Source organism: Psychrobacter faecalis, assembly GCF_016107575.1.
GTDB classification, from domain to species: Bacteria; Pseudomonadota; Gammaproteobacteria; order Pseudomonadales; family Moraxellaceae; genus Psychrobacter; species Psychrobacter faecalis.
The window spans coordinates 86,959-113,539 of sequence record NZ_JABAST010000004.1 but is presented as its reverse complement, the minus strand read 5'-3'; the positions used below and the strand labels follow the sequence as shown (position 1 = coordinate 113,539).

The 26,581-nt window shown below is 45.2% G+C and carries 20 protein-coding genes; 7 read left to right on the top strand and 13 right to left on the bottom strand.

Annotated elements, in window-relative coordinates; all coding sequences use genetic code 11:
• Positions 1 to 71: 71 nt before the first annotated feature.
• Entirely contained in the window at positions 72 to 1,295 is a 1,224-nt protein-coding gene (locus tag JFC07_RS02610; protein WP_198328073.1) for a vWA domain-containing protein, read from the top strand.
• A gap of 136 nt (positions 1,296 to 1,431) precedes the next feature.
• Here JFC07_RS02610 and JFC07_RS02605 read toward each other — a convergent pair whose 3' ends face one another.
• Both JFC07_RS02605 and JFC07_RS02600 read right to left on the bottom strand, forming a co-directional pair.
• Positions 1,432 to 2,274, bottom strand: a complete 843-nt coding sequence (locus tag JFC07_RS02605) for a phosphodiester glycosidase family protein (protein ID WP_198328072.1) — start codon at positions 2,272 to 2,274, stop codon at positions 1,432 to 1,434.
• A 56-nt stretch (positions 2,275 to 2,330) separates the two neighbouring features.
• The gene (locus tag JFC07_RS02600; protein ID WP_198328071.1) at positions 2,331 to 4,133 is read right to left on the bottom strand and encodes an FMN-binding glutamate synthase family protein; all 1,803 of its coding nucleotides are present in this window, start codon (positions 4,131 to 4,133) and stop codon (positions 2,331 to 2,333) included.
• Between the two features lie 387 nt (positions 4,134 to 4,520).
• Here JFC07_RS02600 and JFC07_RS02595 point away from each other — a divergent pair, with 387 nt between their 5' ends.
• On the top strand, positions 4,521 to 4,673 hold the full coding sequence (locus JFC07_RS02595; protein WP_190295508.1) for a hypothetical protein: 153 nt from the start codon (positions 4,521 to 4,523) through the stop codon (positions 4,671 to 4,673).
• 43 nt (positions 4,674 to 4,716) lie between these two features.
• Here the strand turns inward: JFC07_RS02595 and JFC07_RS02590 are convergent, their stop codons facing one another.
• Both JFC07_RS02590 and JFC07_RS02585 read right to left on the bottom strand, forming a co-directional pair.
• Positions 4,717 to 5,175, bottom strand: a complete 459-nt coding sequence (locus JFC07_RS02590; protein ID WP_198328070.1) for a DIP1984 family protein — start codon at positions 5,173 to 5,175, stop codon at positions 4,717 to 4,719.
• 180 nt (positions 5,176 to 5,355) lie between these two features.
• Positions 5,356 to 6,183 (bottom strand): IclR family transcriptional regulator, encoded by an 828-nt coding sequence (locus tag JFC07_RS02585; RefSeq protein WP_198328069.1) that lies wholly within the window; start codon positions 6,181 to 6,183, stop codon positions 5,356 to 5,358.
• 175 nt (positions 6,184 to 6,358) lie between these two features.
• Between JFC07_RS02585 and JFC07_RS02580 the strand changes: the two genes are divergently transcribed.
• On the top strand, positions 6,359 to 7,543 hold the full coding sequence (locus tag JFC07_RS02580) for an acyl-CoA dehydrogenase (RefSeq protein ID WP_198328068.1): 1,185 nt from the start codon (positions 6,359 to 6,361) through the stop codon (positions 7,541 to 7,543).
• Between the two features lie 163 nt (positions 7,544 to 7,706).
• Entirely contained in the window at positions 7,707 to 8,906 is a 1,200-nt protein-coding gene (locus JFC07_RS02575) for a CaiB/BaiF CoA transferase family protein (protein ID WP_198328067.1), read from the top strand.
• Here the strand turns inward: JFC07_RS02575 and JFC07_RS02570 are convergent.
• A complete protein-coding gene (locus tag JFC07_RS02570; protein ID WP_198328066.1) occupies positions 8,903 to 9,667 on the bottom strand; it encodes an IclR family transcriptional regulator in 765 nt (254 codons plus the stop codon). The two genes, JFC07_RS02575 and JFC07_RS02570, sit on opposite strands and share 4 nt — an antisense overlap.
• A 278-nt stretch (positions 9,668 to 9,945) precedes the next feature.
• On the opposite strand from JFC07_RS02570, the gene JFC07_RS02565 reads away from it, so the two are divergent.
• The 3 genes from JFC07_RS02565 to JFC07_RS02555 all read left to right on the top strand — a co-directional run bounded on the left by JFC07_RS02565 (position 9,946) and on the right by JFC07_RS02555 (position 14,542).
• The gene (locus tag JFC07_RS02565) at positions 9,946 to 11,418 is read left to right on the top strand and encodes an NAD-dependent succinate-semialdehyde dehydrogenase (protein WP_198328065.1); all 1,473 of its coding nucleotides are present in this window, start codon (positions 9,946 to 9,948) and stop codon (positions 11,416 to 11,418) included.
• A 174-nt stretch (positions 11,419 to 11,592) separates the two neighbouring features.
• Complete coding sequence (gene gabT, locus JFC07_RS02560) at positions 11,593 to 12,891, top strand: 4-aminobutyrate--2-oxoglutarate transaminase (protein WP_198328064.1); 1,299 nt, start codon at positions 11,593 to 11,595, stop codon at positions 12,889 to 12,891.
• Positions 12,892 to 13,102: 211 nt separating this feature from the next.
• Positions 13,103 to 14,542, top strand: coding sequence for an APC family permease (locus tag JFC07_RS02555; RefSeq protein ID WP_193030807.1), 1,440 nt, complete (start codon positions 13,103 to 13,105; stop codon positions 14,540 to 14,542).
• Positions 14,543 to 14,662: 120 nt separating this feature from the next.
• Here JFC07_RS02555 and JFC07_RS02550 read toward each other — a convergent pair whose 3' ends face one another.
• The 8 genes from JFC07_RS02550 to JFC07_RS02515 form a co-directional block, all read right to left on the bottom strand.
• Positions 14,663 to 16,081, bottom strand: coding sequence for a glycosyltransferase (locus JFC07_RS02550; protein ID WP_227678240.1), 1,419 nt, complete (start codon positions 16,079 to 16,081; stop codon positions 14,663 to 14,665).
• 170 nt (positions 16,082 to 16,251) lie between these two features.
• Positions 16,252 to 17,124, bottom strand: coding sequence for a TIGR03915 family putative DNA repair protein (locus tag JFC07_RS02545; protein ID WP_198328063.1), 873 nt, complete (start codon positions 17,122 to 17,124; stop codon positions 16,252 to 16,254).
• A 57-nt stretch (positions 17,125 to 17,181) separates the two neighbouring features.
• Complete coding sequence (locus JFC07_RS02540) at positions 17,182 to 18,450, bottom strand: putative DNA modification/repair radical SAM protein (RefSeq protein WP_198328062.1); 1,269 nt, start codon at positions 18,448 to 18,450, stop codon at positions 17,182 to 17,184.
• A 230-nt stretch (positions 18,451 to 18,680) separates the two neighbouring features.
• A complete protein-coding gene (locus JFC07_RS02535; RefSeq protein WP_227678238.1) occupies positions 18,681 to 19,631 on the bottom strand; it encodes a hypothetical protein in 951 nt (316 codons plus the stop codon).
• A 497-nt stretch (positions 19,632 to 20,128) separates the two neighbouring features.
• Positions 20,129 to 20,605, bottom strand: a complete 477-nt coding sequence (gene greA, locus JFC07_RS02530; RefSeq protein ID WP_144297093.1) for a transcription elongation factor GreA — start codon at positions 20,603 to 20,605, stop codon at positions 20,129 to 20,131.
• Between the two features lie 375 nt (positions 20,606 to 20,980).
• Positions 20,981 to 24,235 carry a carbamoyl-phosphate synthase large subunit gene (gene carB, locus JFC07_RS02525; protein ID WP_198328061.1) on the bottom strand — a complete coding sequence of 1,085 codons (3,255 nt, stop codon included), beginning with the start codon at positions 24,233 to 24,235 and terminating at the stop codon, positions 20,981 to 20,983.
• Between the two features lie 162 nt (positions 24,236 to 24,397).
• Positions 24,398 to 25,630, bottom strand: a complete 1,233-nt coding sequence (gene carA / locus JFC07_RS02520) for a glutamine-hydrolyzing carbamoyl-phosphate synthase small subunit (RefSeq protein WP_191691396.1) — start codon at positions 25,628 to 25,630, stop codon at positions 24,398 to 24,400.
• Between the two features lie 329 nt (positions 25,631 to 25,959).
• Positions 25,960 to 26,508 (bottom strand): phosphatase PAP2 family protein, encoded by a 549-nt coding sequence (locus tag JFC07_RS02515; RefSeq protein WP_198328060.1) that lies wholly within the window; start codon positions 26,506 to 26,508, stop codon positions 25,960 to 25,962.
• Positions 26,509 to 26,581 lie beyond the last annotated feature (73 nt).

Genomic DNA, 26,581 nt, shown 5'->3' with positions numbered 1-26,581 from the left:
GTTTGTCATAATTGACGCTAATGAAGCAGTCCAACTCGTAACTCTATCAGCCAATAAGTGATGCGACTTTTATGTTTATCAAATTGTTCTATACCCTGCGGACCTACGGCGTGCCAGTCAGTACGCGTGAGCTCCTTGACCTAAACGCGGCCTTAGATCAAGGGCTGATGATGCAGCCGCATCCTGAAAACCCACAGCTATCTACTTTTGCCAGTCGCGAGGATATGTATCGATTGATTCGGCTTTGTATGGTCAAAGACGAGCGTCACTTTGATAAATTTGACCGTGCTATGGCAGATTATTTTGAGGGCGTCGATAGTCTTGATATGGATGAGCTGCTCGCAAAGTTGACGGATATTCCAAAAGAATGGCTAGATTTAAAACTTGATCCAAAAAATCTGACCGAAGAGCAGCGGCGCTTGCTGAAAAAATACGGCTCGCTTGAAGAGCTGATGAAAGCGCTTGAAGAGCGTCTTAAAGAGCAAAAAGAGCGTCATCAAGGCGGTAGTAAATGGGTCGGCACTGGCGGCACGTCACCATTTGGTGCCTATGGCGACCATCCAGAAGGCGTGCGCGTCGGCGGTGAGTCACGTAAACGCAGCGCGGCTAAAGTGTGGGAGCAGCGCAAATATCGCAATCTTGATGATAACAATCAGCTTGGCACGCGCCAAATCCAAATGGCACTGCGCAACTTGCGCCAATTTGCACGTACCGGCAGCGCCGATGAGCTAGATATTCACGAAACCATTAAGCGCACCGCTAAAAAAGGTGTGCTCGATATTCATATGCAAGCTGAGCGCCGCAACCGTGTCAAAGTGCTGATGCTATTTGATGTTGGTGGCAGTATGGATGTTCACGTCGAAGCATTGGAAAAGTTGTTTTCTGCGGCCAAAAACGAGTTTAAAACCTTAGAGTTTTTTTACTTTCATAACTGCTTATATGATTATGTTTGGAAAGACAATAATCGTCGCCACAGCGCTCCGATGCCGACTTATGAGCTGCTCAATACCTATGGTCGCGAATATCGGGTGATATTTGTCGGCGATGCGTCGATGTCGCCGTATGAGCTGATGACGATTGGCGGTAGCGTCGAATATATGAATAATGAGGCGGGCATCGTTTGGCTAAAACGGGTACTGGCCCATTTTGATAAAGTCGCTTGGCTCAATCCGGAAAATCCTGCGTATTGGAATTACACCCAAACCATCGTTGAGATTAAAAAACTCTTCGACAATAAAATGTATCCGATGACCTTGCATGGTGTGGAAGAGATGACCAATTATCTGGCGCGCTAAAGGACAGTTGTAAGAATCATTTACTTTATTTATTTTTTAAACACGCATAAAATAGCCGTTATAAAATATAGCGGCTATTTTTTCATTTCTAATTTCTAATTTCTAATTGCTAATTTCTGTTTTTACTCTTGCTTTGCTAATTCTTTGTTTCTATCAGCGCAATCATCACGCCCATCTCTTTTTTATCGTGCTTATCAATGCTTGGTGCGTAGAGTGCCGAAGCGATACCGCCATCTAAAAATAAGGCATTTGGGCAGCTTAATTCATCTTTAAACAGCGCGGCAAATTGATAAAAGCTCACCGGCGCCTCGCTATTGACAAATTGTATGCTGCCATCACTGCAAACACCTGCGCCATTACGTAGCTTAAGCGAAGTGCTGTTAGGCTTAAACTGCGGGTGAATCTCATTATTGATGACTAACATAGGACCCGATTGCGTCGCATACCAAGGCTGCGCATTGCCACTTTTGAGTTGATTATCCAGTATTTTGCTTTCGGTAATCTTTACTTTGCCAGATTTATCCCACCACATGACGCCGTTGGGCAACAGATGAAAGTTGCCGCCGCCTTCTTTAATATTTAATGCGCGCAGCTCTTCACCTTCGATAACCGTATAGCCAATCGGCGCATAATTTTCATTATACATGCCAGCATTCATGGCAAAGTTGAGGGTTTGGTTAGAAGGTAGCGATGCTAATAAAGCATCAAAAGTCAGTAGCGGCTGGTTGTTATCAGTATTGCTATCGCTCTGTTGCCAAAATAGCTGTAATGAATAACGCGTGTCGGTCAGCGCCTTTGCATCAATACGGCAAACGCTATAGGCAAAGGGCGTGTTTTGCGCCTGACATGACCAATTTTTGCCATCACTACTTATCGCGTCATGGTTATTATCTTCTGCTGGCTGGCAAGCGCTGATGCTTAATGCAACCAGCGCTGCCGCCAACAATGAGTAAGGGAACCTAAATATAGAACTTGGCATCGATGACTTATCTTTTTATAGGATAACGTTAGGTGGTCTAAAAAACGTCATAATCCTTAATCATCTAATGGCGGAATTTCGCGGAAAGTATTATTGACGTTACCAATTAACAGACCACCATCGATGAGATCTACCGAATCATCGGGGTGCTGGGTGGTTTGGGCATTGGTTTCTTTACCTTTATCACGCGAGTCTTTGTTATAAGCGATCAGCGCATCGTTATTGGCAAGGAAGCTATCAGGATTTGCCATCACCCACATTTGGTTAAAGACGTCGGCGCGAGCATTTTCCTCAAGCAGGGCGCCTTGGTCGGCAAAGTAAAAGAACTTCGATAACAGCTTAATCTGGCCATCGTCTAAACGGCGGGCGATATGATACGGCTGTAATTGGCTTGGATGCTGAAGACCAACCGCACCAACGATACTGGCAAGTGATTTTAGCGTATTTTTATGAAAACTTGCCACGCGCTCAGCTTTACTTGGTACATCAAGAGCTTTTTGGCGATACGGGTCTTGGGTAGCAACGCCAGTCGGGCAAGTGTTGGTATGACATGAGCGCGATTGGATACAACCAACGGCAAACATAAAGCCGCGCGCCGAGTTACACCAGTCAGCACCCAACGCAATCATACGCGCAATATCAAAGCCTGAGACGATTTTACCACTAACGCCAAGCTTAATCTTATCGCGAATACCTGCACCAACCAAAGTATTATGCACGAGCATAAAGCCTTCAACCATCGGCATACCGACGTTGTCCATAAATTCAACGGGCGCTGCACCTGTACCGCCTTCAGCGCCGTCAATGATGATAAAGTCAGGATAATTGTCCATCTCTATCATAGCTTTTACAATCGCCATAAACTGCCATGGCTGACCGACACACAGCTTAAAGCCGACCGGTTTACCGCCTGATAAATCACGTAGCTGCTGCCAAAAAGTCACCAACTCACGCGGCGTACTAAAGGCGCTGTGCGAAGAGGGCGACACACAGTCTTTACCCATCGGCACGTGGCGCGTATCCGCAATCTCTTGCGTGATTTTTTCTGCTGGCAGTACGCCACCTTGACCTGGTTTTGCACCTTGCGAGAGTTTAATCTCAATCATTTTTACTTGCGGATCGGTTGCCTGTTCGGCAAAGGACTGCGGATCAAAATTGCCAAGCTCATCACGGCAGCCAAAATAACCGGTGCCCAGCTCCCAGATTAAATCGCCACCAAACTTACGATGATAAGGGCTGATGGCGCCTTCGCCAGTATCATGAGTAAAGCCGCCCAATTTAGCGCCTTGATTAAGCGCCATAATGGCATTGGCCGATAAACTCCCAAAGCTCATCGCTGAGATATTAAATACCGACATATCATACGGCTGTTGACATCGCTCGCCGCCAACGATAATACGAAAGTCTTTATTTTCTAACGGTTGGCTGACCGCTGATTGCAAAAACCATTCTTTACCGTGCGCGTATAAATTATCAAGCGTACCAAAAGCATTGGTATCACTGACGTTTTTGGCTCGTTGATACACTAGCGCGCGCTGCTGGCGTGAAAACGGCACTTGTTCTTTGTCATTTTCTAATAAATACTGGCGAATTTCAGGGCGAAAATCTTCAAGCACATAGCGAATATGCCCTGCAACTGGATAGTTTCTTAAGATGGCATGCTTTGCCTGTATGACATCATAAATCCCCAAACCCACACCCAATCCGCCAAGAATAATCAGCCACCAATTCATCAATAACAGCCCTGCTATAAACAGCAGGGTTGCAGCGGCAAAAGTACTGTAGCGCAACATAACGCCAACTAAATAAGGAGAATCCTGTTTGGGTTTTGGGTTTAGATTGGTACGAGATTGGGGCATAACGATACTCAACAGTGTTACGTAAATAATAAAAACGCGATGATAAAAAACAAAGTATCCATAACAAAATAACCATGTCATAAACATGGTTATTAAGAATGGATTAAATGCTTAAATTTATCGCGTACATCATACACATATGATATCACTGCGATGGTTTAATTGGGTAACAGAGTGCTAATTTTGCGCTCGAAATAACAGTTTTTAGATGTAATCGGCTCTGATTGATTATTTCAAATGATTTTCTGCTGATGATTTGGTGACGAAGATAAGGAAAAGGCACTCAATGGCAATAACGAAAAGCATTAAAAATAAGATTGAAACCGACTGTCAGTGTCTGGTAGTAAGGTCTAAATAGTGCCTTGTGGGTTGTGACGGGTGCAGGGCATGAATGGTAAAAAAAGCGTTTGCCCGCAACGCGTAGCAGCCACTACAGTATGTTTTCAACCCCCTGCTGTGGCGGTTTGGGGTCTGACACTCGCCCAGTCGGTTCCAAAGGGGCAGTCTATCCGTTTATTATCGAATAGTATTGTTAAATAAATAAAACGGACAGAAAATTCTCATATCAATGGTTTAAAAATACTTATTCTACAAGGTCAATTTGCCAGTTATTGGCTTGAATGAAAATATTAATTTTGCGCAGCTTCATCGCGATGTCGTCGGCTTGCTTTTGTAAACCGGCAACCGAAACCATGATATGCCATTTAATCTCGCGAGGGCTATAACGGTCAACCTCGGTATCAGTGGCTTCAATGGCCTCAATCAATAACTTATGGCGCATCTCTAAGGTATCACGTTCGATCAATAGTGTCAGCATCGATTGACCTTCATTGGACTGAGCGACAGCGTTAGTTCGGTGAATACGTTCAATCAAAGCCGATAATTCAGTAATGACTTGACTGGCTTCAATCATCAGCGCGTTTGGGTCTTCGTTTGGCGCGTCGCCTTCTTGGACTTTGACATTGCTACGAATACGCCCTTTAATTTGGGCGAGCTTTTTTTGCATATCGCTACGGATGAGGAGGGCTTCGGCGAGTTTCATGGTTGACTCCAATACTTTTATTATTATTGATATTTGCTTTAAAGTTTAGCGCTTCTCATTCTTTAACACAAACCACTTGCCGAAAATTATATAGCACTTCCACCAAATAATTTTGTGCTCTCATCGCATTACCAACACCTTTATACACCGCTAAAAAATAAATAAATCCACTCAACTTTTCTAAACACCACTGCCAACCCTTTCAGCCAACGCCTGCAATTTTGGCACAATCATCGCTGCATATTTATCTGCTTGCCAATTGGCACTCGGCACACTGGCATTGAGCGAATACGCATACTGCCCAGTTGCGATGTCAAAGACGCCAACGGCGACCGCCAATATATCGGTAGAAAACTCACCATCGGATACCGTATAGCCGTATTTTACATAATGCTCCGTCGCCTCACTTAATGCAGATTGTGCCCGGTCATACTCTTCTTTGGATAAATGCTCTTGTAGATTACTACGAATCACCGCCTTTCTCGCTGGCGAGCTCGCTGCATAAAAAGCGCGACCAATGGCAGTGCGGGCGACAGGTACGGCTGAGCCAACTTGCAAATTGACTGATAGGCGAGCAGGGCTACGACAACAAGCGTGATAGCGCATTTCTCCTTCGACTTCGGTTGCCAAATTCACCGATACCTCATTGCTACTTGCAAATTGCCGCAGCAATGGTTCAGCAGTTGCCACCATGTCATGACGACTCCACGCGGTAGCACTTAATCGCACCGCGCTACTGCCCAGCTGATATTGTCCGTGCTCGGTCATACGTAAAAACCCAAGCGTCATCAAGGTATGAATAAGCCGAGTAATAGTGGCTTTTGGCAAGGCGGTCATCTGGCACAATTGCTGATGGCTAAGCTGCTTATGCTGCTCAAAGGCAGCCAATAAAGTCAGTCCACGGCCCAGTGCGGTGACAAACTGCCTATCGTTATCGTCCTTACTTTGCACAAGAATAGTGGTCATTCGATCGAGTAGTGGCAGAGCTGCCGATACATTTTTTGCCATTTTATGCTCATTTTTTTTGATAAAGGTTTACAGCGCCGTAAAACTTTGCTTAAATAGATTTAAATTATGAAACTAAGTTTCGCATAGCGGAATTAACAAGTCAATCATTTATATAAGCGATTTACTCATTAATCACTACTCATCGGTCAGGAAGACTGATAACAAGGAGTTCCACATGGCAACATCTAAGCGTCCAAGTTTCGACTGGGAAGATCCGTTTTTATTACGCGACCAATTAACTGATGAAGAGCGCATGGTCACTGACAGCGCCCGTCAGTTTTTTCAAAAAGAGCTGATGCCTGGCATTTTAGAGGCCAATCGTAACGAGAACTTTGATCGCAATATCATGCGTCAAATGGGTGAGATGGGTTTACTTGGCGTGACGATTGAAGGTTATGGCTGTGCCGGTTTATCAAGTGTTGCCTACGGTCTGATTGCTAAAGAGGTCGAAGCGGTGGATTCAGGTTATCGTTCGGCGATGAGCGTGCAGTCGAGCTTAGTCATGCATCCTATTTGGGCATATGGCACCGAAGAGCAAAGAGAAAAGTATCTACCGAAACTTGCCACTGGCGAGTATGTCGGCTGTTTTGGTCTGACGGAACCAGATTCAGGCTCAGATCCGGCCTCGATGTCGACCCGTGCGCGTGCGGTTGATGGCGGTTATGAGCTGACGGGTAATAAGATGTGGATTACCAACAGTCCTATCGCTGATGTATTTGTCGTTTGGGCAAAAGACGACGCCGATGAGATTCGCGGCTTTATTTTAGATAAAGGTATGAAAGGCTTATCAGCGCCGAAGATTGAAGGTAAGTTTTCATTACGTGCTTCAGTTACCGGTGAGATTGTCATGGACAAGGTATTTGTCCCTGAGGCCAATGCTTTCCCAGATATCCGTGGTCTAAAAGGGCCATTTGGTTGCTTAAATAAAGCTCGTTATGGTATCGCATGGGGCGCAATGGGCGCGGCTGAATTTTGCTGGAAAGCGGCGCGTCAATACACGCTAGACCGTAAGCAATTTGGTCGTCCACTTGCTGCAACCCAGCTTGTGCAATTGAAGCTTGCCAATATGCAGACGGAAATCGCTTTAGGTTTACAAGCGGCGTTACGTGTTGGTCGTCTGATGGATGAAGACAATGCCGCGCCTGAGATAATTTCACTCATTAAACGTAATAACTGCGGTAAGGCGCTCGATATCGCGCGTGTTACGCGTGATATGCACGGCGGCAACGGCATCTCGGATGAGTTCCACATTATCCGTCACGTCATGAACTTAGAAGCGGTCAACACCTACGAAGGTACACATGATATTCATGCGCTTATCCTAGGTCGTGCGCAGACGGGTATTCAAGCATTTTATTAAGCGTTATTAGCTAATTACGTGCGCTACTGTTTGGCTTCCTATAAGCAGATTTTAAACAGTAGCGTACGTTTTTCAGTTGTTTTTCATCATTTAACTGCTTGGCCATTAAATGACGAAGAACAATTTTATGATCAAAAAATACGCGACACAATAAGGGATTATTATGACGGATATGGCAAAAGGTGCATTGCACGGTATTAAGGTGCTTGATTTATCGAGAGTATTGGCCGGTCCTTCTTGTACACAAGTACTTGCAGATTTGGGCGCTGAAGTCATCAAGGTTGAGCGTCCACATATCGGTGATGAAACGCGGCACTGGGCACCGCCAAAATTCAGCGATGACACTTCTGCTTATTACGCCACTATTAACCGCAATAAAAAATCCCTCACCGTCGATATCACCACACCTGCCGGACAAACCATTATCAAACAGCTTGTCGCCGATAGCGATATCGTCGTTGAAAACTTTAAGGTTGGCGGTTTAAAAAAATACGGCTTAGATTATGACAGTTTAAAACAAGACAATCCGCGTCTTATTTACGCCTCATTAACGGGATTTGGGCAGACAGGGCCTGATGCCAAGCGCCCCGGTTATGACTATATCATTCAAGGCTTGTCAGGACTGATGAGTATTACCGGTCCAAGCGATGGCGAACCGCATAAGGTTGGCGTGGCAGTCGTTGATTTGTTTGCAGGGTTACAGCTGACCATCGGTATTCAAGCTGCTCTATTAGCGCGTCAGCATACCGGACTTGGGCAACATGTCGATGTGGCATTGCTTGATAGCGCGCTTGCCATGCTCGCCAACGTCGGCATGAACTATTTGGCATCAGATAAAGTGCCGCCAAGACTAGGTAACCAGCATCCCAATATCGTGCCTTATCAAGTATTCGAGGCAAAAGGCGCGTCGCACTTTATCTTAGCCTGCGGTAATGACAGTCAGTTTGCCAAGCTTTGTAACGTATTGGGCGTTGATTGGAATACGGACGAACGCTTTATGACCAATCCACAACGCGTTGCCAATCGTGAACTGCTTTGTAATAAGTTAACCGAACAATTCGCTAAGCAGCCGCGTGCTTATTGGTTAGAGGTGTTAGATAAAGCAGGAATCCCGAGCGGGGCGATTCATAATATCTCTGAAGCACTGGCGATGCCGCAGACTCAAGCGCGTGAGATGGTGGTTGATTTTGCTGCGCAAGGCAGCCCTGTTCGCGCACTAGGCAGCCCGATTAAGTTATCCGCATCACCGGTCACTTATCGGTCGCCGCCACCGCAATTGAGCGAACATACCGATAGCACACTTGCTGATTTGGGCTATGACAGCGAGATGATCGCCAAGCTTAAAGCCGATGGAATTGTTTAATGCTCGTCCTTAAAACCCAAACGCTGCTCAATTTGCTCTGCCAATTCAATCAGTACCGCACTGACCTCAGCTCGCTTGGATTCATATTCTGCTTGTAAAAAGCTGACTGCCATACCTGCAATAGCATTGCCAGAAGCGTTACGAATATAAGTACCTAAGCAATACATACCTTCGCGCAGTTGCCCATCATCAAGTGAGATACGACTGTTTTTAATAGCCGTCAGCTCGGTGGATAAATCTGCAAAATTATCGACACCATATTGGGTAATAGGCGTGGGGAAGCCGCTGGCATAGATGGATTTTATGCTGTCCATAGAAAAGGTGGAAAGCATGGCTTTACCAGTGGCAGAGAATACTGCCGGTACGCGCACACCAGCGCGAAAGGTAAAGCCAAGCGGCGCCGGCGCTTCATGACAAGCCAAAAACACCACTTCACCAAAATCGAGCTTGGACAACGTCACCGTATGTTGAAGTAGAATAGGATACTGGACAATAAGGTCTTTAAATAGCTGGATGACGCCCTGCTGCTGCTCATATTTGCCCGCCCAATACATCAAATACGAGCCCAAATGAAAGCGGCTGTCGCTGTCTTTATAGATGACATGTTTGGCTAATAAACTTTGCAAAATATTGTGGGTTGAGCTGCGCGGCAGGTTAAGCGCTTTGGCAATATGCGCCGCCGCTAAAGGTTGGGCGCTGTCAGTTATTAAATCTAAAATTTGAAAAGTTTTGTCCAAAGCAGGAACGGTAGTGGTGCTCATAAGAAACCTATAAAAGACGATGAAATTAAGGAAGTAGCAAAATAAAATGATAAATCAGCACAAAACTGATAATAGGGGTTGCAAATAAGGGATTATCATTCTTATAATAATGTCTCATATATAGAATACATGTTCAGTATATTGAACAAATAACAAGTTATCAATAATTATTTAAGTCATAACCTTTTATTTTCAGTCGTTTTTATTTTTAGTTATTCATTTATCACTATAAATCTGCAAACCTTATTTGCACAATAACACTGACAAGGAGTGTCAACATGTCACAACAGTCAAATACGCTACAATTAGCAAATCCAGACCTACTCAAACAGCAGTGCTTTATCAAAGACGGCTGGCATGATGCCAGTGATGCCGCGACTATCGACGTGAGCAATCCTTTTAACGGTGATGTCATCGGTAACGTGCCAAGCCTGACGACCGATGATGTCAATGACGCGGTTGCGGCTTCTCATGAGGCGCAAATCACGTGGGCGGCCAAAACAGCCAAAGAGCGTGCGGAACTACTGCAAAAGTGGGCCGACCTTATCGATGCCAATAAAGAAGATTTGGCCATCATTATGACCGCCGAGCAAGGCAAGCCTTTAACCGAATCACGCGGGGAAGTTGGCTATGCCAATAGCTTTATCCGCTGGTTTGCTGAAGAAGGTAAGCGCGTATACGGCGATGTTATCCCTGCCAATCAAACCCAATTGCGCCATGTCATCTTAAAACAGCCGGTCGGTGTTTGCGCGGCCATCACGCCTTGGAACTTTCCAGCAGCGATGATTACCCGTAAAGCAGCTCCTGCACTAGCAGCAGGCTGTACCATGATTATCAAACCTGCGACCGAAACGCCATTTTCTGCATTGGCATTAGCGGTATTGGCTGAGCAAGCCGGTATTCCAGCAGGCGTTATTCAAGTCGTCACGGGCAAATCGTCAACCATCGGCGATATCCTAACCGGCGATGCACGCATTCATAAGCTGTCATTTACTGGCTCTACCGAAGTTGGTCGTACCTTGATGGCACAGTGCGCCCCAACCATCAAAAAACTGTCATTAGAGCTCGGCGGCAATGCGCCATTTATCGTCTTTGATGATGCCGATCTTGAAAAAGCCGCTGAAGGCTTAATTGCTTCTAAATATCGTAACGCGGGTCAAACCTGTGTTTGTGCCAACCGTGTCTACGTGCAAGATAGTATCAAAGACAAATTCCTCGACGTCTTTGTGAAAAAAGTCGCTGAGCTTAATGTCGGTAACGGCATGGATGAAGGCGTGGATATTGGTCCTTTAATTAACAAAAAAGCGTTGGATAAAGTACAAGCGCTGCTCAAAGACGCGCTAGATAAAGGTGCAACCCTTATCACGGGCGGCAGCACCAACGGCGCATCAGAGCTGTCTTATAATCCAACCGTGATTACTGATATCAGCAGCGACATGGATATCGCCCATGAGGAAATCTTTGGTCCTATCGCCACCATCTTTACCTTTAAAGACGAAGCCGACGTCATTCGTCAAGCCAACGATACTATCTATGGTTTGGCTGCATACTTCTATAGTGGCAGTTATGCACGCTCATGGCGTGTCACTGAAGGTTTAGAATACGGCATCATCGGTCATAATACCGGTCTTATTTCTACCGAAGTCGCACCATTTGGCGGCGTCAAGCAATCAGGCTTTGGCCGCGAAGGCTCAAAATACGGCATCGAAGAATATGTCGTGACCAAATATTGGTGCTCTGATGTTAGTTAATAGTTAGAGCTAATGGTTAGCTGTTTTATATTTTAACCATTTGTTTTTTATAGATTTTCACCTAGCATTTAACGGGATTCAGTAGCATGAATCCCAAATTTAGCCACGGCTTATTTTATAAACCGCCATACCATCATTGGCATCTACGTAAAGAAAAAAGAAAAGGATATTCTTATGACTACCAATCAATCATTACTTGCGCGCCGTAAAGCTGTTTTGCCAACAGGCCTTGGCATTGCCTTTCCTATTTTTGCCGAAAAAGCAAAAAACTCAGAAGTGTGGGATATCGAAGGCAATCGTTATATTGACTTTGTCGGCGGTATCTCAGTACTGAATACTGGTCACAGCCATCCAAAAATCACCCAGCGTGTGCACGAGCAGCTAGACAGATTTACCCATACTGCCGCGCAAATGGTTAACTATGAATGCTACGTCGAGCTTGCTGAAAAGCTTTGCGAAAAAGCGCCTATCAGCGGTCCGAAAAAAGCCCTGTTCTTGACTACGGGCGCAGAAGCGGTCGAAAACTGTATCAAAATTGCCCGTGCAAAAACCGGTCGTCCGGGTGTCATCTCTTTCGTTGGTGGTTGGCATGGTCGTACGCTAATGTGCATGAGCCTAACGGGTAAAGTATTGCCATACAAAAAGAACTTTGGTCCGATGCCAGGCCCTGTGTTCCATGCGTTATTCCCAGCAGAAGAGCTAAACGTTACCGAAGCGCAAGCATTGCATAGCCTTGAGATGATTTTCCAAGCGGACATCGATCCAAGTGAAGTGGCGGCGATGATTATTGAGCCCGTACAAGGCGAGGGCGGTTTCCATCAAGTGACACCATCGTTTGCCAAAGCGCTGCGCGAGATTTGCGATGAGCATGGTATCGTGCTGATTTTTGATGAAGTCCAGTGTGGTTTTGCTCGTACCGGTACCTTGTTTGCGTCTGAGCAATTGGGCGTTGAGCCGGATCTGATGACCAGTGCTAAAAGCTTAGCGGGTGGCTATCCTATTTCTGCCGTTATCGGTCGCGCTGATATCATGGACGCCCCGCAAGTCGGCGGTTTGGGCGGTACGTATTCTGGAAACCCATTGGCTTGTGTGGCTGCGCTTGCTGTCATGGAAGTGATTGAAGAAGAAGATTTACTTGCGCGCAGTATCGAGATTGGTGACAAAATCGAAGCATTTTTAAAAGATTTGAACCTAAGCAGCATCGGTCATATTCGCCATAAAGGCGCGATGTTAGCGTTTGAGCTAATCGACAACGATGGCAAGCCTGATGCGGCAGCGACTGCCAACCTAAAAGCCAAAGCTTTCGAGCAAGGATTGCTGCTTGCGTCTTGTGGTATGTTTGGCAACGCCATTCGTGTGATGGTGCCGCTCACAGTGGAGGACGAAGTGCTACAAGAAGGCCTTGATATTATCAAAGGTATTTTGACCGCTCAAGGCGTTAATTCAAAAAATGAAAGCTTAAGCTTAGGATAATGACAGTGCTGCTTTGAGTGGTGGTTTTACAACGGCGCCTTGCAAATCAAGACGCCGTTGCTGTCTCTGCTAAGCATTTTTTAAATACTAAACCTATCGCTCGATAGGCAGTAAAAGATAAGAAAGGGCAGCGCCCTATTACATAAAAATAGTGGGTATCAGTACCGTTTAAAAGGGCTGACACGGATGACACACGGACAAGGAGTAGGTTATGTCTGAGCTAAAAAAATCGCTGGGCATGTTTGACATTATTGCTTTAGCATTCGGTGCTATGGTTGGTTGGGGCTGGGTCGTTTTAGCAGGGGACTGGATTTTAGCGGCGGGCACATGGGGCGCGATGTTAGCATTCATGATTGGTGGTCTGGCCGTTATCATGATTGGTGTTAACTATGCAGAGCTAGCGTCATCAATGCCGGTCACCGGCGGTGAGCATACCTATACCCACCGAGCGCTCGGGGTCACGGTTTCCTTTATTTGCTCTTGGAGTATTTTATTTGGTTACTTCTCGGTCGTTGCTTTTGAAGCAGTAGCGCTGCCGACGGTAGTTGAATATTTTATTCCCAATTATAACCAAGGCTATCTGTGGACGATAGCGGGCTGGGACGTTTATGCCACGTGGGTTGGCGTCGGTATGCTAGGCTCAATCATCGTCACTTGGCTTAATATTCGCGGCATGGAAGTCAGCGCTTGGTTCCAAAAAACAGCCGTACTCGGTATTTTATTTGTCGGTACGTTATTGTTTATTGGTGCGGTAATTTACAATCCTGCGAATTCAACCGCTGTACAAGCGCCTGCCTTTATCGGTGGTATCGGCGGTATGATGACGGTGATTGTCATGGTGCCGTTTATGTTTGTTGGTTTTGACGTGATTCCGCAAGCGGCCGAAGAGATTGATCTGACCCGTCCTAATATTGGTAAGTTTTTGATTGTCTCTATTATTATTGCGGTGATGTGGTATGTCGGCGTAGCATGGAGTGTCGGTCGCACTTTGCCGCTCATTCAAGCACAAGGCTCAACCTTGGCGACCGCTGACGCGATGACCAATGCGTGGCATGGCAAATGGGCGGGTATTTTACTAGTCATTGGCGGTGTATTAGGCATTTTATCGAGTTGGAACGCGTTTTTAATCGGTGGCAGTCGCTTACTTTATGCCATGTCAAAAGCCCATATGTTGCCTGCATTTTTGGGTAAGCTACATCCGAAGTATAAGACGCCAAAAAACGCCATTTTATTGATTGGTGGTCTAGCGACGCTTGCGCCATTATTTGGTCGTAAGATGCTAGTATGGATTGTTGATGCTGGTGGTTTTGGTATCGTGATTGCTTATACCTGTGTCGCCATCTCTTTCTTAGTCTTGCGCTACCGTGAGCCAGATATGGTGCGCCCGTTTAGAGTGCCAGCGGGCAAATTGGTCGGTATGTTTACCATTGTACTGGGTATTGGCTTGCTCATCTTATATATGCCGGGTATGCCGTCAGCGCTCAGCGCTATCGAGTGGTGGATTTTCTTTGGTTGGACAGCGCTCGGTATCGGTCTTTATAGCTATGCCGTCGTCAAATATCCAGGCATCAGTGAAGCTATTATGGCAGAAGAGCTACGCGAGTTAAAAATCGTCAATCAGCTATGGTTGAAAGATAATCCGCCTAAATAAAAATAAGATTTGTTCAAAATAAAGAAAGCCTAGCGTAAGCGTTAGGCTTTCTTTACATATTCACAGCATCAATCTTATCAACCAATAATCTTGCACCAAACCGTTAGCGAGATTGGCATTTTATAACGGTTTATTATCTAACGCATCATTCTTTAAAGCGTTCTTATCTAAAGAGGCATTATCCAGTTTTTTATCCTTTAAAGTGATACTGTCTTTATGTTGCACAACTTCTTTATCAGATTTCATAACCGCGTTATCTTGCGCTATTATTTTATCCTTTTTGAGAGTAATGGGTAGCGCAGGCTCTTGATTGACTAAACGATCAGAAGGTTTATCAAAAGGTTTTGTCATTGGTTTCAGACTTTTCTTAATTTTTTTAATCGCCGCTGCATCCGCCTGCGCTTGTTCTTCTGCAAGCGATTGGTCATATAACCCTTGATAGACGAGTAGGGTTTGTTCAATCATCTCACGCATGGTGAATTTATTGGTCATCTCAGGACGGGTGACACTCTCTAGCTGGTTGCGCACTGCCTTGCAGAGCGCTTTGGCGTTGTATTTTTTGACCAATCCTTGCGGATAAAGTGGCTGTAGTATCTCGCTAAAGGCCGCTTGATCCCAGCCAATGACTGGCGTACCTAAGTGAATTGCTTGCAGGGCATTGATGCCAATCGATTCTGGCTCATTGGCAAGCGCCATGACGATATTGGCCGCCGACAGCCATTCGCGCATGTCATTACGTTTGCTGCCGACGTAAGTTATGCGCTCAGACAGTCCAAGCGTATTGCTGCGCTGGCGGAAATCTTCATGCGCCACATCACCTTCGCGGTAATCATCGTCCATAATAATGACGTGAATATTGGGAAATTGTTCTTGCAGATTACCCAAAATATCAATCAGCCATTCTTGCCCATATTCATTGCCAATAATGGTCGGAAAAACCAGCCATTTTTTGTGCTCAAGTTCAGGATATTCAGCGAACGTATGCCGCAGCCAATACACAGAAGGGTTGTGTCGATACGGATAACGGCGCGTATCGACACCACGGTAAATACGTTTAATAACTTTAGGCTCTAGCTCCTCACGGCGTAGACCTTTTTTTAAATAATTGGTGACGCTATCAGAGACCGTGATGATGGTATCGACATCGAGCAGCGCTTGTGAGTATTTATTAATCGGATAAAAACCGTACATGGTCGAGACCAGTTTTGGCCGACGCTTGAGGCGGGCGCGGCGCAAGGCCAAATGCAATATCCATGCTGGGGTGCGCGAATGCACATGAATAACATCAGGATCGTATTTTTCAATCAGGCGGCGCAGCGGGGCGACTTGTAGCAGCGACAGCCAAGATTTCTTATTCATATACAGCTGATGGTAGATATTACCATCGCGCTTTAGGCGTTTGACCAAGTCATTTTCTTCATCGGCGCTAGCGATAATAATGGAAGTATGCCCATTTTTAACCAAAGCGCGACCCAGATGAAAAATGCCGCGCTCGGATTCATCATGCTTTAAGGACGACAGTAAGCGCATAACTTTCATAATAGCGTCGGTCACCAAATAAGATATCAAGCTGCTATTGTCAGTTAAAAGTACTGAAAACTCAACCACCAAGATAAAAAGATAAGGTCAAATTTGCCATACTTTTTTTAGCTGAGAGTAAGAGTTTTTTAGCTAAGAATAAGCATTTGGCAATAGGTATCGTTACTAAACTAGCGACGTTTTTGTAAATGCTCAGCATTTGGTAGCACTTGCTTTTCACTAAGATATTTCCAATAGCGCTGCGGCAGATATTGCTTATGTAGCCGTGGGTTCTTACGCTCCTTGATATTGACATTAGTAAAGTAGCCTTGCCAAAACTTTTGATAACGCTGTTCGTCCTTACTATGAATGCTAGCAGGATTACGCAGTACCGCATCATCTAGGTTAGTGATGGTTTGCAGGGCAGCAGGGCGCGACGGCGTGCTTTTACTTTTGTCATAATAAATGCCATAGCCGCGCGCCACATCATAAATCGCCCAATGCTGGTCTTGGTAGCGCTGGCGAAAATGCTCACCAATCAAAGGCAGTACATTAAAATCAGGCTCAACGCGGGCAAAGTAGATATCGTCAGTGGTATGCTCAAAGCGCACAAATGCTTCCATGCGATGTCTTTCACGGGCAACAGACTTGACGGTTTGTACCAATTCTAAAACATTTAAGTTACCTAAATCTTCCATGATAGAGCGGCTAGGGTAGTCAATGGCGTATTTTACCACTTGGAATAAAGTCGTGCCGATATGAGCTTTTTCTGATAAAAATCCCCAGAGGATATTGCGCATACCTGAGCGACCTAAAAGTTTATGCAGCTTGGTTAGTACGCGTTCGGCGTTGTCTGCATCCGTTGCTACGCTTGTTGCCTGCGCAATCAACGATGGTATATAGCAGTCGTGAGCAATTAGTTGTAGGGATTCATCGTCCTGTAACTTATTGGCATAGACATAAAATACGGCGCTGAGCCAACCTTCAAAACTGGGCTCATAAAGCACAATACTAGGCGTTAAGTGACCGACAATGTAATCGTGACTTTGCATCAGCTGTGACATTTATGTTCCTATTTAAAATAGTGACAATTAAAACCATGCCGACTAAAACCATGCTGATTAAAACAGCGCCAATTGTCCGTTGCGTTGGTCTTTATATTTGGTTTGCGTTTGCGCCAGTACATACTGACGGAAGTTATCACGGGTTAAATGCGCCAAATGCTCGTTTTTACCCGTTGTTGCGATAAAGTACTTAGCTCGATTGACCGCCGCGCCCATTTTTTTGAGATGATAAAGCGTCAACTGATTAAACTTACGCGCTTTGACTATCTTCTTAGCGGTCTTAGTACCGATACCGGGAATGCGCACAATCATCTCGTAAGTGGCGGTTTGTATATTAACGGGAAAGTGCTCACGATAGCGGATTGCCCAAGCCAGCTTTGGATCACAGTCCAAATCTAAGAACGGCGAGTCAGGCTCAACGATTTCGTGCGCACCAAAACCATAAAAACGCATCAGCCAATCCGCTTGATACAGACGGTTTTCACGTATCATCGGTACAGGCGTCCCAATCGCTGGCAGACGACTATCGGACAACATCGGCACGTAACCTGAGTAATAAACACGTTTTAAATCATATTGCTGATAAAAATGGCTCGATAGCTGTATGACTTGCAAATCGGTCTCATTGCTGGCGCCAACAATCATCTGACTGGTCTGACCCGCTGGCACAAATTTAGGCGTTTTTTTATGGGTTTTACGGCTCTCTTTGATGGTGATAATTTCAGTTTTAACCGTTTCCATTGGCGCTTTTAATTCATCATGCGACTTCTCTGGAGCGAGCAAAGCCAGTCCTGATTTGGTTGGAATCTCAATATTGACGCTAAGGCGATCGGCATACAATCCCGCTTCTAGTAGCAATTCTTTTGACGCGCCCGGAATAGTCTTAAGGTGAATATAGCCATTAAAGCGTTCACGTGTCCGCAATATCTTGGCGACCTCGACCAAGCGCTCCATCGTATAATCGCCGCTTTTAAAGATACCTGAGCTGAGAAAAAGCCCTTCAATATAATTACGACGATAAAATTGCATGGTCAAATCAACAACTTCCTCGACACTAAAAGCGGCGCGCGGCGTGTCATTGCTTTTACGCGAGGTACAATATGCGCAATCGTATATACAGTGATTGGTTAGCAAGATTTTAAGCAGGCTCACGCAGCGACCATCTTCGGTGTAGCTGTGGCAAATACCGGTTGCTGAGGCATCACCGAGGCCACCGCCTTGGTTTTTGCGCGTACCAGCGGAGGATGAGCACGAAACATCATACTTAGCAGCGTCTGCTAAGATATTGAGCTTACCTTGCAGGCGTTCATAATTGATGGTTGCCATAAGCGCTATTTACCAAATCATTTATAGGTATGTATTTTAGCAAAATTAAGCTTAAGTCATTGTAAAGGTAGGATAATTATATAAACAAGACGACAACTAGTGTCGCTAGAACACTAAAAATATTAACAAGAATAGTTGGTATTCATACTTCTTTAAGATGACAAAAGCCCCGCGTTTGCAAGGCTTTAGAGTAACCATTTAATAAAATATGATGTTTTATGAGATAGTCGTTACTGAACCTTCGCACGTATAACGACGGTCTGAGCAGCGTTTGGACTTAGATCAACCAAGTTCCATTTAAGACCAGAATAGTTTTCTTTTACAACCACAGTATTGCCTACTTGCTGAATAGTTTGATAGCTATCGCCGCCAGTGGTGGCAAGCGTTGGTAACGGACTGTTTAGTGACAATAATTGCACGCCATTTGGCAGAGAAACCATGGCATTGATATCGGTAACAGGCTGCGCGGTGGTATTGGTATAAGTGGTGTGATATTCGATGACGTCACCAGGCGCGATATGATTGGCGGGTACGGCCACTTCACGACCATCTTTATTTTTTAATATTTTCATGACTTTGGTTTGAGCATTAACCACATCAGGCGTGCTAAAAGTTGGGGTCAATTGCAGAGTATCTAAAGAGGTAGAAACGATTTGCGTCGTTGCCGGTTGGTTGGTGACGATAGTAGTCGTTGGGGCATTGATGACGGGCAACTGGGTCACCGGCGTCACCGGCAAGACTTCGGTCACGCTGGTCGTTGGAACCGCTATGACGTCAACTCTACTGGTTTGATTGGTGACTTGGTTGGTCACAGGTACGCTCGTGACCGTGGCATTGCCTTGAGTAACGACAGTATTAGCGCCTGAGCGAACCATATAACGAGGCACATTGCTCACTTGTGTACTGTAAAACGGCATGCCATCTTGCATGGTAATGCCATTTGGCGTTGCAGTGATAACCGCTGTTTTGCCGTCTGAGTAACTTTCGACCACTGTGGTACTGCTGCTCACAGATGGTACAACCGTTACTTCAGGTGCGGCATGGGCAGCAGCTAGCGACAGAAAACTACCCGCTAAGACCATTGATATGGCTGTAGGAATAGTGTTTTTTTTAATGAAGGCATGTTTAAGCGCTTTTTTATTCGTAGCCTGAAATGCTGGCGTATTGATTGGCGTGGTCATAATAGATTCCTTTAAAGTAGCAGTAAATAAAGCCGCTAATGAAGTAGCAAAAAAATAAAATTTAAAAAAACAAGGTTGAGGAAAACAACGCTTATATAAGAAAAAACCCTCGTCAAATGAGCATGTAAACCATGTCAAATAACGAGGGCAAAGGTACTTATGATAGCCAACACTTGCTATCATTCCATCATTATTTTAGTCAAATGCTTAGCACTTAATGTGTGAACAATTATGCGCTAAAAAGAATTGAGTAAAAAAGCTGCATTGTGTAACTAATATTTTACTAATAATGACGTTGTGTACTATTTTTTGCATCTATAAGTTGCACTAAAAATATATAGTTGAATACAAATAAATTAGATACGTAGCTATCAAATCGTTCAATGAAAAGTTGTATCGTTTTTATATCTAATTAACTATACCTATCTACAAAAAAAGCTTTTGTTATCGAAAGCTTTTTCTTAAAGGTGATCTATTTATCTACAAAATAAGCAAGATTAATCGTAAATCACTTTCATGATTTCATACTCGACTATGCCTTTGGGCGTTTCGATACGGACTTCGTCGCCTTCAGACTTGCCAATCAAACCACGCGCAATCGGCGAGTTGACTGAGATTTTGCCAGCTTTAAAGTCAGCTTCGTCATCACCAACGATTTTGTATTGTTTTTCTTCTTCGGTATCCATATTTTCAATGACCACACTCACGCCAAATACCACTCGGCCATCATTTGGTAGCGTAGTAGGGTCGATGACCTGTGCAGCGCCAAGCTTGGCTTCGATATCACGTATACGCGCTTCGCAAAAACCTTGTTGTTCGCGAGCGGCATGGTATTCAGCGTTTTCTTTTAAGTCGCCGTGTTCGCGCGCCTCAGCGATGGCCGCTGTAATACGTGGACGGTCGACACTTTTTAACTGTTTTAGTTCGGCTTCTAGCGCCGCATGTCCTTGTGGAGTCATGGGATAACGTTGCATGTTTTTTCCTTAAACCAATAACACCACACCATCTCCTAGTGAATAGTGAGATGGTGTCAGTGTTGTTGCAATGAGTATGTAATATAAAAAGAATGAGGTTGAGGCTGCGTCGTAAGTAACTGCACACTTAGCGATTAACTATCAGTACGGATACACTTACCGAAAAGACGCCTTAACCTTACGTAATAAAAAGCATAGTCGCAGTTCAGCCACTATGCTTTTTAGGTTTATCTTTTAAAAACTTTATTTTTCTAAAGTACAATTTTTTTAAGTACTATAGTCGTATAAAAACCAGACATAATTTTTGCCAACGCTTTTAAATAAACGTCACTATGATGCTTAATCTACTGAAATTATACCACCAAGTCAATAGTACTAAGCGATAGTCTTTGCTTGTTCATGCAAATCTTGTAGCTTATACACATCAAACGGTAGGTCAATCGCATAAGATTTACAAACTGCATCTGCCGCGCCTAATGTCGTGACGTAGAATACTTTACCTTGTAGGGCACTGCGGCGGATAGAGAATGAATCCTCTTGCGCTTGTTTGCCTTCAGTAGTATTGATAATAAGGTCAATTTTGCCATTTTTCAAGGCATCGACGATATGTGGGCGACCTTCGGTGACTTTGTTAATTTGCTTACATTCAATACCGTTTTCCGCCAGTACTTTTTGCGTACCAGTGGTGGCAACAATGTTAAAGCCAAAATCTAGAAGCTGGCGAGCGATAGGAGTAACTTGTTCTTTATCGCTATCACGCACCGAGATAAAGACAGTTTTGGTTTCGCCCTCAGTTGGTAGACCTGGCAGGCGCTCATTACTACCGATAACCGCTTTGTAGAATGCTTCGCCAAAGGTTTTACCCACACCCATCACTTCACCAGTTGATTTCATCTCGGGGCTCAAGATTGGGTCAACACCCGGGAATTTAGCAAATGGGAATACCGCTTCTTTGACCGCATAAAATGCTGGGACGATTTCAGTGGTAAAACCTTGATCTTTTAACGAGGTACCAGCCATACAGCGCGCCGCGACTTGTGCTAATGACGTACCGATACATTTAGATACGAAAGGTACGGTACGGGCTGCACGTGGGTTCACCTCTAGAATGTAAACCGTTTCGCCTTTTACCGCGAACTGAACGTTCATCAAACCGACGACGCCAAGCTCTTTTGCCATCGCAACGGTTTGCGCGCGCATTTTATCGCAAAGCTCATCTGATAATGAGTAAGGCGGCAATGAGCAAGCCGAGTCACCAGAGTGCACGCCAGCTTGTTCGATATGCTGCATGATACCGCCAATCACCACGTCAGTGCCGTCGCAGACACAGTCAACATCGACTTCGATGGCATCATCTAAGAAGCGGTCAAGGAGTACAGGCGCTTCATTCGATGCTTGTACCGCGGTGCGCAAGTAATGTCTTAACTCGTCTTCGTTATAGACGATTTCCATCGCGCGACCACCAAGTACATATGATGGGCGGACTACTAGCGGATAGCCAACGTCTTTGGCTTTAACCAAACCATCTTCTAAGCTTGTCGCTAACGCATTGGTTGGTTGCACAAGGTTCAATTGCTGAATCATATGCTGAAAGCGTTCGCGGTCTTCAGCACGGTCGATCGCATCAGGACTGGTACCGATGATTTTGACGCCAGCGGCTTCAAGGGCACGCGCCAGTTTCAATGGCGTTTGACCGCCAAATTGCACAATCACGCCGTCTGGATTTTCGATACGGACGATTTCAAGTACATCTTCTAAGGTGATTGGCTCAAAATACAGACGGTCTGAGGTGTCATAATCGGTTGAAACCGTTTCAGGGTTACAGTTAACCATGATGGTCTCGTAGCCGTCTTCGCGCATGGCAAGGGCTGCGTGAACACAGCAATAGTCAAACTCGATACCTTGACCGATACGGTTAGGACCACCACCGATAACCATGATTTTCTTGTTATCCGTTGGATTGGCTTCACATTCGCTGTCGTACGTTGAGTACATATAAGCGGTGCTGGTGGCAAACTCTGCCGCACAGGTATCGACGCGTTTATAGACAGGATAAACGTTTAAATCCCAACGCTTTTTGCGTAGCTGTTTTTGTGAGACGCCAAGCAATTTTGCCAAACGTAAATCTGATAAGCCTTTACGCTTAAAGCTACGCAGATTTTGCTCAGTTAAACCGCCAAAGCCTAAGGCTTTAACTTGTGCTTCGGTTTTGACAATGTCTTCAATTTGTACCAAAAACCATGGGTCGATTTTGGTTAAATTAAACACTTCATCGACGCTCATGCCGATACGGAAAGCATCGGCAAGATAATAAATCCGTTCAGGCGTTGGAATGGTTAAGCGATTGTTAATCTCGCTACGGGCTTTCTCAATACTGACTTTTGCTAAGTCAATTTGCTCATCAAAACCATCATTGCCGGTTTCCATGCCGCGCAGCGCTTTTTGCATCGATTCTTGGAAGTTACGACCGATTGCCATCACTTCACCAACCGATTTCATCTGGGTTGATAACACACTGTCGGCTTGTGGGAATTTCTCAAAGTTAAAGCGAGGTATTTTGGTCACAACATAATCGAGCGCCGGCTCAAAGCTCGCTGGCGTTTTGCCGCCTGTGATGTCATTTTGCAATTCATCTAGGGTATAACCAATCGCCAATTTGGCAGCGATTTTAGCAATCGGGAAGCCGGTTGCTTTTGATGCCAATGCCGATGAGCGTGAGACACGCGGGTTCATCTCGATGACGACCATACGACCCGTGTCAGGGTTGATACCGAACTGGACGTTTGAGCCGCCTGTTTCCACACCGATTTCACGCAGTACGGCTAATGAAGCATTACGCATGATTTGGTATTCTTTGTCGGTTAAAGTTTGTGCTGGGGCGACTGTGATTGAGTCGCCGGTATGCACGCCCATTGGGTCAAAGTTCTCAATCGCACAAATGATGATGCAGTTGTCGTTTTTATCACGAACCACTTCCATCTCATATTCTTTCCAACCGATGAGAGACTCATCGATAAGTAGTTGATGGTTTGGTGATAAGTCAAAACCGCGCTCACAAATCTCGATAAATTCGTCGCGATTGTACGCAATACCGCCGCCTGAACCGCCCATGGTGAATGACGGACGAATGATGCACGGATAGCCCATTTTTTCTTGGGTTGCAAAGGCTTCTTCCATGGTTTCAGCGGTTTCAGCGCGCGGGCACTCAAGGCCGATACGCTTCATGGCTTTATCAAATAAGTTGCGGTCTTCTGCCATCTCGATTGAGTCTTTGGTCGCGCCAATCAATTCACAGTTGTATTTGGTCAAGACGCCATGTTTGTCTAGGTCTAAAGCACAGTTTAGCGCTGTCTGTCCGCCCATCGTTGGCAGGATAGCATCCGGATGCTCTTTAGCAATGATTTGCTCAACCGTCTGCCAGGTAATCGGCTCGATATAAGTCGCATCAGCCATGACAGGGTCGGTCATGATGGTTGCAGGGTTTGAGTTGACCAAGATGACGCGGTAGCCTTCTTCTTTTAGCGCTTTACACGCCTGCGCGCCTGAGTAGTCAAACTCACATGCTTGACCGATGACGATGGGGCCTGCGCCAATGATAAGAATGCTTTTTATGTCGGTACGTTTTGGCATAGTTAGGGCTACCTTCGTTTGGGTGATATTTTGAGTAATCTGTATTTTAACGATATGTTCGATAATACTTATCGTGTCTGCTAGGGTGTAGCTTGAACCACCATCTGTGCTTCAAGCTTTATACTTATATTTATTCTCTGTTTGCGGTTAACTATTAATTATTTACGCTTTCGCCGCTGCCATCATATCCGCAAACCTATCAAACAGTGGCGCAGCATCATGTGGGCCAGGGCTGGCTTCTGGGTGCCCTTGGAAGCTAAAGACCGGCTTATTGGTCAGCTCAATCCCTTGGTTGGTACCATCAAATAATGAGCGATGGGTAGATTTAACGTTATCAGGCAAGGTGTCTTCATCAACGGCAAAACCATGGTTTTGACTGGTAATCATCACCGTACCAGTGGCTAAGTCTTGGACAGGATGGTTGGCACCGTGATGACCGGTTTTCATTTTGATAGTGTTGGCACCGCTGGCAAGACCAATGAGCTGATGACCTAAGCAGATACCAAAGGTTGGAATGTCGGTTTCTTCAATGATATGACGGACCGCATCGATAGCGTAATCACAAGCCGCAGGATCGCCAGGACCATTTGATAAGAAGATACCGTCTGGATTCATTGCTAACACATCTGCAATAGGCGTTTGGGCGGGTACGACCGTCACATGACAACCGCGGTCTACGAGCATACGCAGGATATTGGTTTTGCTACCAAAATCGTAGGCGACAACGTTGTATTTTGAGTCAACATGGGTGCCAAGCTGTTTAAAAAAGCCGCCCGTACCGCTATCATGGCTGCCCGGTATATCGCGGTTGAGTAGTGTATCTGATAAATCCCAGCTGCCTGCTGTCCATTCAAACGTCTTCGGCGTACAGCATTCTTTTGCCAAGTCCATGCCTTCGATACCAGCGAATTCTTGCGCCAATTTAATCGCTTGCTGCTCATCTTCGCTGCTAATCGTTGCGCCATTAGAAGCGGTCATGATACAACCGTTTTGTGCGCCTTTATCACGTAATAAGCGCGTCAACTGGCGGGTATCGATATCAGCAATGGCGACCGTATCATGGTTCTGTAAATAATCCGTCAATGACTCTGAGTTACGGAAGTTTGAAGTGACCATCGTCGCGTCACGAATGATAAGCCCTTCAGCCCATACTTGATGGCCATTACCAGATTCGACATCTTCAGCGTTGGTGCCAGTATTGCCGATGTGCGGATAGGTAAGCGTGACCAGCTGGCGCGCGTAACTTGGGTCAGTTAGAATTTCTTGGTACCCTGTCATGGCTGTATTAAATACCACCTCACCGACACGATGACCAAGACTACCGATACTCAAACCGCGAAAAATAGTACCGTCTGCTAGTGCCAAAATTGCTTGTATTTCTGCCGATGAATTCAAGGGTTGCCTCCGCTGTTATGGGTGAGTGCCGTGATGTTTTATGATAAAAAGTTTGTTCTAAAATGGCTTTTTAGAGGTATTTAAATACTGCTAAATACACATAAAAAAGGGCTGAAGCCAAATTTTTTCCACAAAAAAGCGAGAAGACATCATAGATGAAAAGGTACAGGATTCACTAAGGGTGAATGAGTAACTTGCATCATGTCCGCTCGCTTTGGCACAGATTTTGCGCATTATACTAGAGTTTTGCGTTAAGGGCTAGCATCTTATCTCTTCTGTTATTTCTAATGTCTGTATTTAGTGCTTTCAAATGGGATAAATAAGTGCTATTAAAAATTATAATGCACCGATACCCCATAATAGTCGGGTGCTAAATTGGTGGCGATGTGCACTTGGTCGTCATAATAGCTTTTGGTTAAATACATACTACTGGCAATTCCTAATGCTGCCCCTGCCACCACGTCGGCCACATCATGCTCATCGGCTTCAACACGACTATAAGCCACGAAACCTGCGCCAATATACGCAGGAATGCTATATTCTAAGCCATAGCGTTTATGGATAAAGCTGGCACCCTGAAACGCCATCGAGGTATGGCCAGAAGGGAAGGAATCCTCATCACGGCCATTGGGTCGCTCTTTGTCTATCACCGACTTTAGGACTTGCGTCGTAGCAACGTTGGTCGCAAATGAATAGTAAAATTGCTGACGACCCTCTTTATCATCCATATAATAAGTGCTACCGTAAGCAGCAGCTGGAATGGCAAAGGCCAGTACATCGCCTACCTTACTAGTAGTGCTACTGTCAGCGTGGGCAGGGATGGCAGCCATCAAGCTGGTCGATAATAAAACGATAGGGGCGTATTTTTTGCTGATCATCACTGCGATCCTAAAAAAGGTTGGTGAGCGTTGATTGTCTCTATAAAATTCTATAGTTATTTTATAGGGATAA